This is a genomic window from Acidobacteriota bacterium (assembly GCA_016196065.1).
GTDB lineage: Bacteria > Acidobacteriota > Terriglobia > Terriglobales > Acidobacteriaceae > Acidiflorens.
In genome coordinates, this window is the sequence record JACPYL010000010.1 from 1,135,561 (window position 1) to 1,153,325 (window position 17,765).

At 56.9% G+C, this 17,765-nt stretch carries 14 protein-coding genes; 5 read left to right on the forward strand and 9 right to left on the reverse strand.

Annotated features, from left to right (window positions below; translation table 11 throughout):
- Nucleotides 1–35: 35 nt before the first annotated feature.
- From HY010_08005 to HY010_08040, 8 genes are all read right to left on the reverse strand, one after another.
- A complete protein-coding gene (locus HY010_08005) occupies nucleotides 36–2,699 on the reverse strand; it encodes a putative Ig domain-containing protein (GenBank protein ID MBI3475663.1) in 2,664 nt (887 codons plus the stop codon).
- Nucleotides 2,700–3,003: 304 nt separating this feature from the next.
- The gene (locus HY010_08010) at nucleotides 3,004–3,789 is read right to left on the reverse strand and encodes a polysaccharide deacetylase family protein (GenBank protein MBI3475664.1); all 786 of its coding nucleotides are present in this window, start codon (nucleotides 3,787–3,789) and stop codon (nucleotides 3,004–3,006) included.
- Between the two features lie 31 nt (nucleotides 3,790–3,820).
- Nucleotides 3,821–4,621, reverse strand: coding sequence for a 3'(2'),5'-bisphosphate nucleotidase CysQ (locus HY010_08015; GenBank protein ID MBI3475665.1), 801 nt, complete (start codon nucleotides 4,619–4,621; stop codon nucleotides 3,821–3,823).
- A gap of 66 nt (nucleotides 4,622–4,687) precedes the next feature.
- Nucleotides 4,688–5,458, reverse strand: a complete 771-nt coding sequence (locus HY010_08020; GenBank protein ID MBI3475666.1) for a sulfite exporter TauE/SafE family protein — start codon at nucleotides 5,456–5,458, stop codon at nucleotides 4,688–4,690.
- A gap of 92 nt (nucleotides 5,459–5,550) precedes the next feature.
- Entirely contained in the window at nucleotides 5,551–7,293 is a 1,743-nt protein-coding gene (locus tag HY010_08025) for a bifunctional sulfate adenylyltransferase/adenylylsulfate kinase (protein ID MBI3475667.1), read from the reverse strand.
- A gap of 364 nt (nucleotides 7,294–7,657) precedes the next feature.
- Nucleotides 7,658–9,400, reverse strand: a complete 1,743-nt coding sequence (polX, locus tag HY010_08030; GenBank protein ID MBI3475668.1) for a DNA polymerase/3'-5' exonuclease PolX — start codon at nucleotides 9,398–9,400, stop codon at nucleotides 7,658–7,660.
- Nucleotides 9,401–9,659: 259 nt separating this feature from the next.
- Nucleotides 9,660–9,863, reverse strand: coding sequence for a cold shock domain-containing protein (locus tag HY010_08035; protein ID MBI3475669.1), 204 nt, complete (start codon nucleotides 9,861–9,863; stop codon nucleotides 9,660–9,662).
- Between the two features lie 289 nt (nucleotides 9,864–10,152).
- On the reverse strand, nucleotides 10,153–10,725 hold the full coding sequence (locus HY010_08040; protein ID MBI3475670.1) for an NUDIX hydrolase: 573 nt from the start codon (nucleotides 10,723–10,725) through the stop codon (nucleotides 10,153–10,155).
- Between the two features lie 43 nt (nucleotides 10,726–10,768).
- On the opposite strand from HY010_08040, the gene HY010_08045 reads away from it, so the two are divergent.
- A complete protein-coding gene (locus HY010_08045) occupies nucleotides 10,769–11,617 on the forward strand; it encodes a DUF2520 domain-containing protein (protein ID MBI3475671.1) in 849 nt (282 codons plus the stop codon).
- Between the two features lie 8 nt (nucleotides 11,618–11,625).
- Here the strand turns inward: HY010_08045 and ribA are convergent, their stop codons facing one another.
- Nucleotides 11,626–12,309 (reverse strand): GTP cyclohydrolase II, encoded by a 684-nt coding sequence (ribA, locus tag HY010_08050; protein ID MBI3475672.1) that lies wholly within the window; start codon nucleotides 12,307–12,309, stop codon nucleotides 11,626–11,628.
- A 72-nt stretch (nucleotides 12,310–12,381) separates the two neighbouring features.
- Here ribA and HY010_08055 point away from each other — a divergent pair, with 72 nt between their 5' ends.
- The 4 genes from HY010_08055 to HY010_08070 all read left to right on the forward strand — a co-directional run bounded on the left by HY010_08055 (nucleotide 12,382) and on the right by HY010_08070 (nucleotide 17,734).
- Nucleotides 12,382–14,076 carry a polysaccharide deacetylase family protein gene (locus tag HY010_08055; GenBank protein MBI3475673.1) on the forward strand — a complete coding sequence of 565 codons (1,695 nt, stop codon included), beginning with the start codon at nucleotides 12,382–12,384 and terminating at the stop codon, nucleotides 14,074–14,076.
- Between the two features lie 376 nt (nucleotides 14,077–14,452).
- Nucleotides 14,453–15,817 (forward strand): FAD-dependent oxidoreductase, encoded by a 1,365-nt coding sequence (locus HY010_08060; GenBank protein ID MBI3475674.1) that lies wholly within the window; start codon nucleotides 14,453–14,455, stop codon nucleotides 15,815–15,817.
- Between the two features lie 27 nt (nucleotides 15,818–15,844).
- Nucleotides 15,845–16,852 (forward strand): glycosyltransferase family 2 protein, encoded by a 1,008-nt coding sequence (locus HY010_08065; GenBank protein MBI3475675.1) that lies wholly within the window; start codon nucleotides 15,845–15,847, stop codon nucleotides 16,850–16,852.
- A gap of 9 nt (nucleotides 16,853–16,861) precedes the next feature.
- Nucleotides 16,862–17,734, forward strand: a complete 873-nt coding sequence (locus tag HY010_08070; protein MBI3475676.1) for a sulfotransferase domain-containing protein — start codon at nucleotides 16,862–16,864, stop codon at nucleotides 17,732–17,734.
- The last annotated feature ends 31 nt before the right edge of the window (nucleotides 17,735–17,765 follow it).

The window sequence follows — 17,765 nt, forward strand, 5'->3', positions numbered from 1 at the left end:
GAGCCGCGGACTTCATCGTCACTGACTAAGGTAGGTTAGTTGACGCCTGCCAGGGCTGCGTCAAGGCCCGCGATGTCGGCTCCGAGATCCTTGCCATCGGTGCCGGCGTTCTTGTACGGACTGTTGGACTGCAGTTCATAGTTGCCGTTGATCCCGTTGTTGAACTGCACAAAGCCTGCGTTCTTGGTGTCCGGAGCAAACATGTTTCCGGTCGGCCAGACCGAAGGCGGAAACTGCTGAGGATTATTCAGCAGCGCGTTATTTCCAAAAGAGTAGCTGGTGAAACAGGTTGCGATGCTGGTGACAGGTGTGTCCGAGTACGCGCAACTGGTCTTGCCACCGCCCGAGTTCCACACTGGATAGCGGCCGGTTGTGACCAGATTGTTTGTGAACACGAAGGAATGCATCGACGGGTTCTCGGACTTGTTGCCCATGATGAACAGATGGCTGTCCGCGTCAGGGAAGCCGGTGATGTGGTTGATGGTGAGTGTGTTGAGCGGATTGGCCGGCCAGCCATTTACGATCTCGAACAACGAGCCGCCGCCAACGTAGTTCTTGTTGATGTCGTCCATGACCACGTCATGGATACTCCAGCGGGCTCCCAGGTACGCCGGCCCGCCTCCGTCGCCATTTCCCGACATCGAAGTGGCGAGCTGCATGCCGCCCGCTGCGTGCGAAATACGGTTGTAGCGGATCGTAATGTCCGTGACTTGGCACATTGGACAAACGTTGCCATTGTTCCGGGTGTGCTGGCTCTTGGGGCTGAGCAGCAGTCCGAATCCGGTCTGACTGAAGCCTCCCCACGTGTTCTCCATCACATTGGCTTCGATGAGGACGCGTGTTGCGTTCTTCAGTTCGATGTGGTTTTTGACGACAAACGGATGGCCATCGGGCGCACCGACGAATTTCGGGTTGCCCGGCATCCATTGCCACGGTTTGTAAATATGATTGCGGCGAATTTCGATGTCCGCCGGGGTGACGGTTGCTGCGCCGCCGCCGAAGAACACGGATTCACCCGAGGCTTCGAGGAAGTTGTTCTCGATCTTGAACGGACCATCCAGGTGGCTGCCGATGCCTCCAGCAACCGCGTGCGAATCCGAACATGTTCCTGTTCCCGACGTGCAGTGGAAGTCGCTGAAGTAGGAATCGACCACGGCGACAAAATTCGTGCCGTTCAGCGAAACGCCGAGTTGCGTTTCATCCTGCGCGGTTCCATGCAACCAGGAACGATCGATGATGATGTGGTCGGCCACGCCACCGGGCTCTACTCCGATAAGCGTCGGAGCCATTCGTCCACCCGCCGTCCGGGTCAGTTCGAGTCCCAGCAAGCGGTAGTGATTGGCGCCGTTCTTAAGGATGAATGGTCCATCCGCGGTCTTGTTGTATTCGAGCTTCGCAAGTATTTTTTGTGGATTCGAGCAAGTGAATTGCGGACGTCCGGGCAAGGATCCGACTCCCGCAAAACATGGACTGACGCGCTTTCCCTCTGCTGGTAAAGAGCCGTCAGAAGCACTGCTGCGGATGATGATCCAATGCGATTTGTCGCAACTCTTGGCTGGCAGAACAAAACTCCCCGGGAAGGTTGCGCCCGCCTGGAGTTCGATCGTATCGCCGCAATGCGCGTTGTTCAGCGCCGTCTGCAGGTCTCCACCGGCGTTGACTGCGATGGTGGCTCCCGGTGCCGGCGTGTCCGACATGGAACTCGACACGGTCGCGCGCGGCAGTTCAGCCGGGCCGTCAAGATTGCCGCCGGCCGCGATGTTCAACGAAAACGTTTTGCTGGCAGCTTGCGCCTTTGCGTCGGTCACTTTGATGGTGAAGCTGTAGCCGCCTGCTGTTCCGGGCATGCCTGCCAGTTGGCCATCACTTTGCGACAACGCAACTCCCTGAGGAATGTTCCCGCCCGCGACCGTCCAACTGTAAGGTTGGGTGCCACCGGTGGCAGTCAGCGAAGCGTCGTATGCATTTCCGGTGCGGCCGTCAGGCAGATTGCCGGTGTTGATTGCCAGGCCCTGATTGTTCGCAGGTTCGACTACGGCGGTGGCTGCACCTTGCGCCTTGGCGTCTGCCTTGCTGGTCGCGGTGACGGAAACATTCGTTACCACGGTCACATTCGGGGCGGTCAGTACGCCGCTATTGGAGATCGTTCCAGCCGATGAAGTCCAAATCACAGCGCTGTTGTCAGTGCCGGTGACGGCTGCGGTAAATGCCTGGGTTTGTCCGGAAAGGATGTTAGCAGTCCCCGGGGACACGGTCACCCGGACGCCTTTACCCGGGCCAGTAACGGAGATCGAAAAGTTCTGGGCGCCGCGGTGAGTCTGTGGCGCGTCCGAGACCTCGACTTCGAAAACATAAGAACCCTCGGCCGTGGGCGTACCAGAGACTGAGCCAGTCGTCGGATTCAGACTGACGCCGTTGGGCAGGGTGCCGGACTTGACGGCGAAGTGATAAGGCGCGTCTCCGCCGCTCACCGTCAGGACGGAGTTGTAGGCCTGATTCGTTACACCGCCGGGGAATTGTCCCGACAGGGTCAGGGTGTTGGCGCCGCTCTGTGATTGATCTTGTGTGATAAAGCCGCACGAAGCGGTAAGCACGACGCACGCTAATAACAAGGCACCCGCAACGATGCGGAATCCATGAGAAGTCCTTGTATCAGAATCCGTGATATCGCCAAAACGACTGCGGTTCAACTTGGACATCGCGAGCCTCGATAACTTCAAATTGGGGGACCGTTAGCTCGAGTCCTCAGCATCGAATCTATTTCGGGATGTCGAATGCGCACAGATGCCAAGAGGGCATGGGAAGTACAACGCACTGGGACATGTCGAGTGGGACACCGCGCTGGGCGCGGATTCGCGCGCATGCATGTCCAATCACGCATCTGATCAGTAACTAGTGCAGCTCAATTTCTGGACGCTTGTTGCAGGGATTCGACTAAGAGCAACCCCTTAGGCGAAAACGAACAAGGGATGGATCGGAGACACGAAAGTAACCGCTGTCTGGTTACTCGCGGCCATCGCCAAGCACTGCAGCGCGCAGCTTGTCGTAGACACTGTTCCCGAATACGCGGCGTACACTTTGCCGAGTCTGATCCTGGAGTTGCTTCTTCCACAAGCCACGACCCTGGCAGGTCGCGGACAAGCCTTCCAACGATAGGTCGCGCAGCATGGCTACCCGGCCCAACTCATACGCGCTGGTCGAGGCCGAGTTGGCATGGAAGCGGCTGGTGGCAACGCTGCGAAAGCCCGCACGGCGAGCCGTCTCCAGAGTACGTCCGTCATAACGTCCCCCTGGGCAGGAAAAGTGCGCGATAGCATGGCCGACGATTTCTTCGAGCTGTAGCTTCGCATCGAAAATCTCCCGGCCGAGTTCAGCGTCAGACAAATCGGAAAGATAGGGATGAGTCATCGAGTGGCAGCCAATCTCAAACCCGAGAGAATCGAGCTGGCGAACCTGGTCCGGAGTGAGGTAGCCGGGAGATCCCAGAAATCCCGTAGTGAGGTAAAAGGTTGCTTGAAAACCGAACTCCTGCAGCAAGGGTGCGGCCGTAATCAAGTCGGTCTCGCAACCGTCATCGAACGTGATGCAGACGCTGGGCGTGGTTGGATACAGCAGCGCCTCGCTCACACTTAGCCCGCGAAAGCGCGAGTCCTTCATCCACTGCAAATGGCTCCGAAACGTATCGGCAGGAAGGATGTAGCGAACATATCCGGGCTCGGACTGAACAAGGGCCCGCCCCGGAAGTTCCAGTTCGTGATACATCAGGAAAACAATGCGTGAGGGAGCCATGAATGTGCGCGATCGAGACCGCTGCTGAATTCTAGCGCGTCTTCTCTTCGCCTACCGGTTGCGCATGGCGGTCCAGCATCGCAAGCAATGGGGCACGCAGATGAGGGCCGCCGCCAAGCAATCCAGAGAGCAACGGGTTCTTCTGATTGCAACGCAGCGGAGTTTGGTCAAGGGTCAGAATGAATCCGCCGGCACTCTCGACCAGGGCAGCGCCCGCTGCGACGTCCCATTCATTTTTCGGAACCAGAGTGAACGTAAGGTCGGCGCGTCCCGCTGCCACAAGGCCGAGTTTGTAGGCGACCGAACCCATCGGGCGAATATTGAACTCCGCAGCTTCAAATTGCTTCCACTCGCCGCGCTTCACTTCACTGCGGCTGGCGAGTACGAGCGCTCCATGCAAATCCTTGCGCTGGCTGGGCTGTGCGGGCTTGCCGTTGTAGGTGACGCCGGTCTCTCGCGATCCGAGAATGAGTTCGTCGGTTGCGGGATTACATATCCCGCCCGCGACCGGGATACCGTTCTCTACCATCGCAATCGACACGCAAAATTCCGGGATGCCCTGCACGAATTCGCGGGTTCCATCCAGGGGATCAACCACCCACACGCGTTGCTTGTCGAGGCGCGAAAAATCGTCCACCGTTTCTTCGGACAGCCAGCCTTCGCCATCGCGCAGAAGGTTCTTCTTCAATACTTCATCAACGGCGCGGTCCGCTTCGGTGACGGGATCCGTCCCGACCTTGTACTGCGCTTCGATCGCGCCCGGTGTAAAGCGGTTCAATACTTCGCGAGCCGCTTCCAGAGCGGCATGAATTCTTTGTAGAGTATCGTTCATAAGAGTCTCAAAAAGTCCTTAGTTAAAACACCGAGAACTGAGAACCGGCAACTGAGAACTGCCTTATCACGCCCACAGCATTTTTGCGCCGGTCGTCAGCAGCACGGCGCACAAGATTCTACGCAGCCAAAGCACGGGAACTCTCGTGCTCAAGTACGATCCGACGAGACCGCCTGGGATTGACCCGATCAGAAGCGTTCCGACCAGTGTGAAATCGACATTGCCGAGTCGCGCATGCAAGAAACTCGTAACGCCCGTGAGGATTACGGCGTGCACGATATCGGTTCCAACCATGACTTTGGGTGCGTAGGTGTAGAACAGCAAGAGCAGCATCATGATGATGCTGCCTGAACCGACCGAAGTCATGCCGACCAGGAAGCCGCCAAACAATCCGATGAAGCCCATGCCGACAAACGATTTCAGCGTAGGCTGCCGTTTCGCCATGTGTTCTTCGATGCGTCCCTGAAACAACAGCAGAGTCGGAATGCAAACCAGGAGTAATCCGACTGCGGACTTGATGAAGTCGTTGACTCCATCGCCATGCAAAACCCGTAGATGCTGAAGAAACGATACTCCAAGCAGCGAGCCGGGAATGCTGCCGCAAGCCATTGCCACTACGACCTTCCGGCGAACAGTACGGCGCGACAGATGAACGATGCTGGCAGGAATCTTAGTAAAGAAATTGAAGAGTGCGTCTGAACCGACGGCAATAATGGCGGGGACGTGCAATCCAAAGATGAGAGTGGGCAGCAGCAACACGCCGCCACCCAATCCGGTTAGCCCGATCAGCGTTCCAACCACGAAGCCAATCAGAATCTTTGCCAGCACAAGTTCCATGAGGCAGTTCTCAGTGCTCAGTTCTCGATACCGGTCCCAGTTCTCAGGTCGCGATGGGTTGCTACTGAGAACCGAGAACCGGGAACTTATCCTTAGCTGTTGCCGTTGACGCCGATGAAGCCTTCGCGTTCCAGATGCAGAATGATGGTTTGCGCGGCTTCTTCAGGGCTCAATTTCCCTGTGTCGATGATCACTTCAGCGTTCGTGGGCGTTTCGTACGGATCTGAGATGCCCGTGAACTCTTTCACGATGCCGGCGCGAGCCTTGGCGTACAAACCTTTTCGATCGCGCTGTTCGCAAATGTCAATCGAAGTGGCCACGTGCACCAGGATGAACCCGCCGAACGGCTCGATCATCTGCCGGACCGCCTTACGAGTTGCCTCATAAGGTGCGATCGGTGCGCAGACGGCGATGCCGCCGTTCTTCGTGATCTCGGACGCAACATAGCCAATGCGACGGATGTTGATGTCGCGATGCTCCTTCGAGAATCCAAGTTCCGACGAAAGGTTCTTCCGGACCAGGTCGCCGTCCAGCAACGTGACCGGACGTCCACCGGTTTCCAGGAACTTCGTAATGAGAGCGTTGGCAATGGTTGATTTTCCGGAGCCGGAGAGTCCGGTGAAGAAAATCGTGACGCCCTGCTTGTGACGCGGCGGATAACTCCGACGCAATTCCTGCACGACTTCCGGATACGTAAACCACGCCGGAATGTCGCGGCCCTCGTTCAGCCGGTTGCGCAATTCGGTCCCGGAGATGTCGAGAACCTTCGCGCCCTGCGGCACTTCGTCCGCGGGCACGTAGCGGTCTTCGTTTTCCAGATAGACCATCATCTGGAAGGGAACCATCACGACGCCCATTTCCTTTTCGTGTTTCTTGAACAACTCCTGCGCATCGTACGGGCCGTAGAAATTCTTGCCGTCCGTATCTTTGCCCGGACCCGCATGGTCGCGGCCCACGATGAAGTGGGTGCAGCCATAATTCTTGCGGATCAGCCCGTGCCACACTGCTTCACGTGGTCCACCCATGCGCATGGCCAGCGGAAGCATGGAGAGCTTCGCGGTGCCGTGCGGGTACTTGGGAAGGAGCAGCTGGTAGCAACGGGTACGAACGAAATAATCCACGTCGCCCGGCTTGGTCATGCCGACCGAAGGATGGATCAGGAGATTCGCTTCGACCTGCTTGGCGGCGCGCATGGTCAGTTCGACGTGGGCGCGGTGCATGGGATTACGCGTCTGGAAGGCAACGATCTTGGTCCAACCCAAACGCTGGAATTCCGCCCGAATCACTTCGGGAGTCAAACGGAGTTCGCGGAAATCATAGTGCGACGGTTCCTGGAGTCCTTCAACTTTGCCGCCCACATACCAGGGGTTCGACTTGTTGATGGCGTAGTCAGCGCCCGGATGGGCAGCGCTGGTGGAACCGAATACGGCTTTCGCTTCGGCCGTACGATCCGGCTGCCAGACATCTTCTACATGCATGACTGCGAGCATCACGCCTTCAGGATCGCGCAATGCAATCTTGGTGGTTCCTGCGGTGAGTTTCTTGGCAAAATCTTCGGTGACGTCAAGCGTGATAGGCATCGGCCACAAGGTGCCGTTGGCCAACCGCATGTCCTTGCAGACGCCATCGTAATCGGCGCGGTTCATGAACCCACGAAGTGGGGAGAAACCGCCGTTCATCAGCAGTTCCAGATCACAAAGCTGTCGGGCCGTCAGGTCCCACGAGGGCCAGTCCTTCGATTGCGCTTTCAACTCCGCGGCGCGCGCTGCCGGCACTTGCAGTTGGACTAATTCTCCCCCATGTGGGGCGATAAGGTGACTGGTCGAAGCGGTCAATGCAGTGTTCCTCCCGGATATTTACCCAAAAATTTGTGCTGATATTCGAACTCGTTGGGGGGCTCTTCAGATACTTACAGCTGTATTTCAACCCTCACCCGCCCACGTTCGCCGCGCAAGTCACTAGCACTGTCGCGGGATAAGGGTCCCTGTTCTTTCAATCATTATAAAGTCTGCCCAACACCTAGGGAGTGCAATTCCAATACCGTAGCCTCGCTGATTAGTGCCGCTAAGTTATTGAAAACAGGCACACACCCAAAATCCATTTGCTGGCGCCTCTCGCTCGGAGGCCCAAGTGAAAGAAATTGCATTCCCTTTGGGTATAACGGTGGGTAAATTTCTTGCCCAGCTTTTCCCCTCGATCTTACCAGCCATGCTTCATCGCTTGGGCAAACTTCGACGTAGGAAGGGCATTCAGGACATCGTCGCTGGTCAGCCAGGCTCGCCGGGCCTGCGTGACCCCATAACGCATCTTCTCGAGGTGGGACGTGTGATGGGAGTCGGTGTTGATCACGATCTTGACGCCGTGGTGCTTGGCAGCCCGCAGGTGGACGTCGCTCAAATCCAGCCGATCCGGGAAGGAGTTCAACTCCATGGCGACTTTGTGTTTCAAAGCCGCCTTCAAGATAGCGTCCAGGTCGAACGGGTAGGCGTCACGGCGCAATAACTGGCGGCCAGTGGGATGTCCAATCACGGACACATTAGGATTGGCGATCGCCTTGAGGAGCCGCTCCGTCATGGTGTCGCGGTCCTGATTGAAATGGGAGTGCACGCTGGCGATCACAATGTCCATCTTTTCGAGCACGGGGTCGGAGAGATCAAGCGCACCGTCGACGAGAATGTCGACTTCAATGCCGGCAAGGATCCGGAGGCCTTTGAACTTCTTCGCGGCGGCATGGATGCGCTCAATGTGCTGAAGGGCTCGCTCATCCGTTAGGCCGTTCGCGAAGGCGAGGTTCTTGGAGTGATCGGTGATGGCCATGTATTCATATCCGCGTGCGTGCGCCGCCTCGGCCATTTCTTCGATCGTATTGCGGCCATCGGTTTCCACAGTGTGCATGTGCACGTCGCCGCGAATGTCGGATAGCTCGAGCAATTTCGGCAGGGTATGATTCGCCGCGGCATCAATCTCGCCGAGGTTCTCGCGAAGTTCCGGAGGGATGAAGTCGAGTTTGAGCTTGGCGTAGATTTCTTCTTCGCTCTTGCCCGCGACCGGCTTTTCGGTTTCGAGATCGGCCAGACTGTATTCACTCAGAGTGAAACCCATTTTCAATGCGCGCTGTCGCAAGGCGACGTTGTGAGCCTTCGAGCCGGTGAAATACTGCATGGCGGCGCCGAACGATTCCGGCGGCAGCAAGCGCACATCGACCTGCATGCCATTGCGCTGGCGAAAGCTGATTTTGTTCTCTCCCTGGGCAATGATTTCCATCAAACCCGGAAACTTCAAGAGGTGGTCGACAATCTTCTGGCGAGTTTCGTCCACGGCGCACGCCGGACCGGTGACGAGAATATCGAGATCGCCCACCGTGTCCCGTCCGCGACGCAACGATCCGGCTGGTGTGACTCGCTCCACGCCAGGAACACTCATCAAATGTTCGACCAGGCTCTGGGCCAGCTTCTCGCCGGTTTCAAGCAGGAAGCGTCCGCCAATACGGCGGTAGTCCTGAATCGCTTTCAATAATTTTTGTTCGTGCTTTTCTCCCATGCGCGGCAGCGTGCGAATCTTGCCTTCACGCGCCAGCGCCTCGACGCCATCAAGGTCGCTCACCTGGTAGGCGCTCCAGATTAGAGCAATTGTCTTTGGCCCCAGTCCCTGGATCTTCAACAGTTCCAGCATGGTCGGACGATATTTCTTGAGCAATCCTGCATGGGTTTCGAGGCTTCCATCGCCCAGAAGTTGCTGGAGGTTCGTGAGCATGCCTTTGCCGATCCCGGGTACCGCGAGGAGTTGCTTCGGTTCCAGGATCAGTTCCGTGACTGGTTGCGGGAGCGCCTCGATGGCGGCGGCAGCATTGCGATAGGAGCGGATGCGAAACGAATCCTGACCGTCGATCTCGAGCAAGTCAGCGGTTTCGTAGAGTACGGTGGCGATCGACTTGTTATCCATGGAAGAGGAAATTGTATCGCTGTTGCGGGGCAGAGAGCGATTGGAAGGAGAAAGTTGAGTGGCCGTTGCGGTTCTTCTTCGCGAATTTTTCGCAAAACGCTTTTGACTGCAGAGTTCGCAATGAAAGCTAGAAGGGAAAACCAACAGAATCTGAAAGGAAAAAGCCAATGCGAAGGCGACTCCAACAGCAGCCGGGCACACGCTTACCTGCGGCCAGAGAGAACGAATGATCTGGGCGTGAGGAAAATACCTCCTGGACCTAGGAGGCCTTGGTCACGTTTGCAGCCTGGGCGCCTTTCTGCCCTTGCGTGATTTCGAATTCGACTTTGTCTCCCTCTTGAAGACTCTTGTAGCCCTCCGAGGTGATCGCGCTGTAGTGTACAAACACGTCCGGTTGTCCATCATCTCGCCCGATGAACCCGTACCCTTTCGCGTTGTTGAACCACTTGACGGTACCTTTCAGACGTTCCACGTGCCCCCCTAGTTTTGCGGGTTCCACCGAAAACGGTGGCGAATTTCAGGGACCGCAAAATTATGCAGGCATTGTGCGGCGGAAGGGGGGTACTGTCAAGGAAACAGAGCACAAAAACCAGCGTTTTTGTCCGATTTTCGGACATCCGGCAGGCATAGCAGCCTGCAGAACGCTCCGAATCTGAAGCTTTAGGGAAGGGCACGAGTTCACTCTTGCCGTTAAGATGCGTATCTTGCCGTGCGCTTCAGCGCCTGAGGGAAGCTTGCTAGCGGCTGAACTGCTACCGATACTTCCTGCCCTGCTGTGCAAGCCACAGGACTCCTGCAATGGTTTTGGCGTCGCGAATCAGACCGTTTTGGACCATCCGTACGGCTTTCGAGAGAGCGACAAAGCGGGTCAAGATCTTCTCATCTTCTTCTGGTTGAGCGATGCCGGCCTCTAGACCCTTCGCCAGGTAGATCGCCATCGTCTCGTCGAGAAAGCCAGGGCTGACGTAAAAATGCAGGATCTTCTTCCATGTTTTAGCGCTGTATCCAGTTTCTTCCAGCAACTCGCGCTTGGCGGCGGCGAGTTCTCGCTCCCCGTCGTCGATTCTTCCCGCCGGCAGTTCCCACATCATCTGTCCAGCCGCGTGCCGGTATTGGTGCTCCAGCAAGATGAGAGGATCCGATGCAGGGCCATCGACTGCCAGCACGACGATCGATCCGGAATGCCAGATCACGTCGCGACGCGCGCGCACCCCACCCGGTTCTTCGACATGATCGGTGGTGACAGTAAAAACAGGTCCCTTATAGGCGATGCGCGACGAGACGACACGCGCTTTCTTGGATTTCGACTTGCTGGGCTTGGCCATGCCAACAATATAATTCATGCCTTCGGAGTGATATGCTGCGCCCGTGACTCGCAAGCCTCCAGTAGCGATCGTTGGAGCCGGGAGTCTGGCAAATTTCCTGGCACCCACTCTGCAGAAATCCGGTTACGCGATTACGGAAATTATCTGCCGAGATGCGCCTTCGTCCCGCCGACGCGCGCAACGTCTGGCTAAGAAAGTTGGAGCACGGTCGGTCACGGTGCAGGATGCAAGGCTTGGCGCCGATCTGATCTGGCTGTGCGTGCCAGATCAAGAGATCAGAACGGCCGCCAAGAATCTCGCGAAGACTGCGCCCGGCAAAGTGAAATTCGCGCTCCATTCGAGCGGAGCCCTCGCCAGCCGCGAACTTGACGCGCTCCGCAAGCAGGGAATCGCCGTCGCTTCGGTTCATCCGTTGATGACGTTCGTCGCTGGGGGAACCCCCTCACTGGCTGGAGTTCCATTTGCGATGGAGGGAGATGCTGCGGCGATTCGCATAGCGCGCCGAGTGGTGCATGATCTTGGTGGCGAAAGCTTTGTGCTCCCTGCTTCACGCAAAGCGGCCTACCATGCGTGGGCTACGATGACTTCGCCCTTGTTCCTGGCGTTCCTCGTGACGCTGGAGGAAGCTGCTCGCGCCGCCGGACTCACTCGGGAGCAATCACGGCGAAAGAGTCTACCGATCATCCGTCAGACTTTGGAAAATTATGCACGCCTTGGTCCGCAACATTCTTTCAGCGGGCCGATCATTCGAGGGGACGTGGAGACGGTCGCGAGGCATTTGAGCGTTTTGAAGAAGCATCCAGAAGTCCGCTCTGTGTATGTGGCTCTGGCGAGATCGGCGATACGGAGACTGCCAACGAGAAAAAGGGCCAAGCTTCGACACTTGCTGTGAGCGCCCGTTCAACGCTTGGTAAACAAATGCCCCATCTTCTCTTCTTTGGTCTTGAGGTAGTCTTCCGTGTACTTACTGGGAGCGACTTCGCAGGGGACGCGCTCCGTCACCCGGATACCCGCACGTTCCAACGCTCCAACCTTGTCGGGATTATTCGAAAGCAGCCGCACTTGCCTGATCCCGAGTGCTTTCAGAATTTCCACTGGAAGCTGAAACTCGCGGTGGTCGGCCTTGAAACCTAATTTTTCGTTGGCTTCGACCGTGTCGAGTCCGCTGTCTTGCAGGGCATAGGCCTGGAGCTTCGGCATCAGTCCGATGCCGCGGCCTTCCTGCTGTTCATAGACCAGCACGCCGCTGCCTTCCTTCGAAATCATGGACAGCGCCATTTCCAATTGCTGGCGGCAGTCGCAGCGGAGCGACCCGAACACGTCTCCCGTGAGGCACTGGGAGTGAATGCGGACGAGCGGAGATTTAGAGAGATCGTCCCCCATCACCAGCGCAACCGCTTCTTCGATCTTGCCGCCGCTGGCGGATCCGCTGGTGAAGCCATGAATCCGGAACTGACCCCAACGGGTGGGAAATTCTGCAGAGGCGACCTGTTTTACCTTCGTAATGCTCACTCTCAAATTATAGGGGAAGATAAGGTAATGTAGAGAAGAGGGGGCGCGTGTCGTGGCCCTCGGTGTGATCATTACCAGGCGGAGCGCGAACGACGAACAGCGAAGGACGCCCCACCACCTCTCGCGGACGAGTCTTCTGCAAGAATGGCTGAACGAACCGAAATGTCAGAAAACCCGCTCAACGTCATCATTTTTTCCTCTGTTCCCCCGCGACAGGTAGCCCGCATCATCGCGCGCATTCGGCGGGACGCGCCGGAAGCGCGGGTCACAGGCGTACTCTACGAACGCCGTCCCGCCAAGACACTCAAGCAGCGCATCGAGAACTGGCGCAAGAAAATGAAGCGCTTCGCGTACTGGAAGTATGTGGCGCATCGCGTTGGGGCCACGATCGGGCGTCATGCGTACAACGTTCTCGAGTCCGTGATTCGAATCATTCACGCCGCACCAAAATATCCAAACGGCAAGACGGGATACGGCCTCGACGATCTCGGCGAGACCTGCAAGCAGATCGGCGCCGAACTCCTGGTCACGCGCGACATTCATTCGGAAGAAGCGCTGGCATTTGTGCGGCGAGTGAACGCCGATCTCGGACTCGTCTTCGGAACGCGCATCCTGAAGCCGGTGCTCTATAACATTCCGCCGCAGGGATCGATCAATATCCACAAACGCAAGGTGCCGGACTACCGCGGTGGCGGCGCGGTTGGACTCTGGGAACTGCTCGATGACCAGACAGAGATTGGAGTCACCGTCCATCGCGTGGAAGCGAAGGTCGATGTCGGTGGTGTGATTCGATCAGCGACGATCCCGATTGAACCGTACGACGATCTCGAAAGCCTGGCGCTCAAGGCCGACGTGGTGGGTTCCGACTTGATCGTGGCGGCGATCCGCGATTTTGCGCTCGGAAACGTCAAGGAATCTCCCCAGAGCGGGACTGGAAAGACGCTCCGTTCGCCGGTCGCCGAGGATTTCCTCCAGATGAAGAAGCAACTCGCGGCGCGCCGCAAGGGCTACGGAAATCCGTACCGGCGTCCGCGCTGGAAGCTGCTGGCCAAGTCTCTTTTGTTTGCGATTCCGGTCGCGATTCGTAACCGGAAGCACAAGCGCCAACGTGATTTTCCGGTAATGATCTTGTATCACCACCTGGTCTCGGATCGCCCGCATCGTTTCGGAGTGGGTACGGCGTACTTTCTGCGCCAGGTGAACTACCTGCTCCGGCACTACCGCGTGGTGAGTTTGAGAGAGGCTGTCCGCCTGATACGTGAAGGACCGGTCACGGTCCCGACCGTCGCGATTACTTTCGACGACGGTTACGCAGACAATTTCGTCAACCTGCGCGCGGTCAGCGAAGAGACTGGCGTTTCCATTGGATACTTCGTGGCTACGGAACACATCGCGAAAGGCAAAGAGTTCGCCCACGACGAGCTTTTCAACGAGCACGGGTTCCCCCCGAATACATGGAACCAACTGGAGGTCATGCGACACAGTGGCTACGAACTTGCCAGTCACACTCGCAACCACGCCGATTGCGGGTCGACCGAGGAAGCATTCCTGCAGTCAGAGATCGCCGGCTCGCTGGAAGACTTCAAGCAAATGTTAGGACCGACCGCCCACTTCTCATTTCCATACGGCCTGTCGAAAAACATTTCGCCGCGCGCCGCGGAGATTGCCTGTTCGCACTATGAAAACGTATTTTCCGCGTACGGTGGCGGCAACCTTCGTAGCGAACCGCAGCGCATCATGAAACGGGGGAATTTTCCGTTCACCGTGTGGGAACTCGAACTGCAATTGCAATCGGTCCTGCGGCAAGCCCGGCCCGAAGAGCCCTACCTGAAGAAATAGGACCAGCCTCAGGGAGGTCTACGGACCTACCCACCAACTCCCCGAAACTGCAATGCCTTGCACACTAACGACCATCCGCTACAACATTGACCGCCTCAAACGGTTTGTTTTCAGCGGGAGGAGACGCGGGCCGGAACTCGCGAAGGCTGGCGAATTGCAGTTATTCCCCTGCTGAAGGCGGTGCCCACGGCAAGTTGTTGGTATCCGAAGGGTTACTTCCGGAACCGACGATGGGAAAAGGCTGAATGCTAGAATCGAAGGCGAATCCTGTCCGTCGTGGGGACGAGAAGCATCCGGGATCCGGGTCGCGCCGCGATCGGTTCAGTTTTAGTTAAGTCTTTTAGGATCAGCAATTTTATCCTCTGAATAGAAAGCTATGGATAACAAGAAGATCGTCGTAATCGGTGCTGGGCCAACTGGGCTTGGTGCCGCCTATCGGCTCAACGAATTGGGCTACAAGAACTGGGTTCTGTACGAGAAGTCGGACGGCGTTGGCGGACACTCCTGCTCGCACGTCGACAAGAACGGCTTCGTCTGGGACGAGGGTGGGCACGTCATTTTTTCGCACTACCCTTACTTCGACAAGTTGATCGATGACATGCTCGGCAAGGAAGTCCACGAGCGCATCCGCGAGAGCTGGATCGTGAAGGACGGCGGCTGGGTTCCGTATCCTTTCCAGAGCAACCTGCGCTATCTGCCCAAAGAAGTTCAAGTCCGTTGCCTGGTGGGAGCGGCGAAGGCTGCCGCGAGCGGAACAGGGAAGGAAGCGGGCAATTTTCGCGATTGGATTCTGGCTACGTTCGGTGAGGGCATCGCCGACGCTTTCATGTTCCCGTACAACGAAAAGGTCTGGACGACACCGCTGGAGCAGATGTCAAAGGGATGGATCGCGGATCGCGTGGCCGTACTGGACTTCAAGCGGTTGCTGGAAAATGTTCTTTACGAGCGCGACGATGTTGCCTGGGGTCCGAACAGCAAGTTCAAATTTCCGCTCTATGGTGGCACTGGCGAAATCTATCGTCGCATGGCCACCCACTTTCCCGACAAGATCAAGTACGGAAAGCAACTCGCGGAAGTCGACCTGGAGCGTCGACGTGTTTCTTTTGCCGATGGCACTGGGGATACGTACGATCTGTTGATCTCAACCGCGCCGCTCGATCTGCTCGCAAAGATGATTCGCCCGAACAACAGCAAGCTGGTAGATGCATCCGCTGGACTCGAACACAACAATCTGCTGGTCATGGGAATCGGACTCAAGAGGAAGATCGAGACGGGCCGCTGCTGGATTTACTTTACCGACGCTGACATGCCGTGCTATCGCGCAACCTACTTCTCGCACTATTCGCCCAACAACGTCCCGAACGGCGACACCAACACCTACAGTTCTCTGATGTGCGAGATGTCATTCAAGGTCGGCGAGAATCCCGATCCGGAAAAGGTTTTGGACAAGGTAATCGACGGGCTGATCAAGTCGACCATTCTCGAAGAGAGTGACCGGCAACACATCGTTTCCCGCTATCATCGAATCGTGAACTATTCGTATCCGATCCCCACGCTCGGACGCGACCAGGCATTGAGCGTGATGCAACCGGCGCTTCTCGAAAAGGGAGTCTATTCGCGCGGCCGATTCGGTGCGTGGCGTTACGAGATTGGAAACATGGATCACTCGGTGATGATGGGCGTGGAAGCAGTGAACAACATTCTTGCCGGAGAAAAAGAAACTGTTTTTCACAGTTCGTAAACAAAGATCGTAGACCATAGGGAATTCATGCCAGCTGCCGCCAATTCGACCCCGAAGATCAGCGTCATTATCCCCAGCTATAAGACTGCTTCGCTCATCGCCCGTTGCCTCGACACAGTGATGGCGCAGACCTATCAGGATTTTGAGGCGATCGTCGTGAATGACGGTTCGCCGGACACTCCGGAACTGGAAAAAGTTCTGGAGCCGTACATGGACCGCATCGTCTACATCAAGCAGCAGAACAAGCGCTGTGCCGGTGCGCGCAACACCGCGATCAAAGCGGCGCGCGGCGAGTTTCTCGCATTCCTCGACAGCGACGACACCTGGTATCCCGAGCATCTTGCGTCGCAGATGAAGCAGTTCAAGGACGATTCTTCGCTCGACCTAGTCTATTGTGATTCGCTATTGGTGGGTGATCCGGAGCGCGAGGCACCTTTTATGGTGCGCTGCCCTTCGAACGGCACAGCTAAATTTGAAACGCTGGTGACGGAACAATGCCAGATTCCGATATCAACTGTGGTCGTTCGCAAGTCCTCCATTGTGAAAGCAGGCGGTTTCGATGAAACGATCCCGCGTTGTGACGACTACGACATGTGGGTTCGTACCGCATTCCACGGGGCGAAGATTGGATACATCCGCAAGCTGACTGTGCATATGTATATCGGCCGCCCCGGATCGATGTCGCAGGAAAAATCGAAGATGATTGAGGCCTATTGGAGCATCCTCGAACGGTTCAAGAGTGTTCTTCCGCTCAACGACGCGCAACGCGCAGTGGTACAGAAGCGCGCGGACGCGATCCGCACTCGCTATCTGGTGGAAGAGGGCAAACGCCAGCTCGGGCAGCGCGAGTTTGGTAAAGCGCGCGAACTTTTTGCGGAAGCCAATCAAAAATTGAAAGCGCCCGGATTAAGCGCGGTGCTGCTGGGATTGAAAGTCGCTCCGAAGGTGACCGGCCAGCTGGTTGCTCTGTGGGGCCGCGCGGTCGAAGCCATGTCCCTGTCGAAGTTGCACGGGGCGCGCATGGCGCGGGGCTAGGAGATTTCGGTGCTCAAGCGTGCCATCGTCGAAGCCAAGCGGGTGTTCGGACTGCACAGTCCCGGACGCAATCTCGCCGTCTTTCCCGACGACACGTTTCTCGTTTCGTTCCCGAAGTCAGGCAACACCTGGGCCCGATTTCTGATTGCGAATCTGGTTCGCCCCAATGAGAAGATTGATTTTTCCAATGTGAATGGCGTGATCCCCGGTCCGGAAGTCACGCGCAATCGCGATCTGCTGAGGATTCCGCGGCCTCGCATCATCAAGAGCCATCAGTATTTTGATCCCCGATATAAACAGGTGATCTACATCGTGCGCGATCCGCGCGATGTGGCGGTTTCGCAATACCACTTCCAGCGCAAGCGCAAATTAGTCGCGGATAGTTTCCCGCTCTCTGATTTCGTTACGAAATTTCTCGCTGGCGAGACCTGCTTCTACGGATCATGGGGAGAGCACGTTGGCAGCTGGCTGGCCACTCGTCATGGTCAACGCGGTTTTGTGTTGCTGCGCTACGAAGACATGGTTGCCGATACGGCGCCGGAACTGGCGAAGGTTGCGGCATTTCTGAATATTGCCGCGACGCCCGATCGAATCGCCCAAGCCGTAGAGCGCAGTTCGGCGGATACTATGCGCAAGCTCGAAAAATCGCAGGCGCAGGCTTTCTCTTCGACCAAAGACACGCGACAGGATATTCCGTTCGTGCGAGCGGCCAAAGCCGGCGGCTGGCGTTCGGAGCTGCCGGAAGAAAGTGTTGCGTGCATTGAAGAAGCGTGGGGACATTTGATTCAGTGGTTGGGATACGAATTGGTGACATCGAAGCAGGTTGCGGACTCCGCTGAAAGAGGCCACACGGCCGATTTTCTGGTGGGACCGCGACGGTAACAAACGAAACAACGAACCTGGGGAACTATTC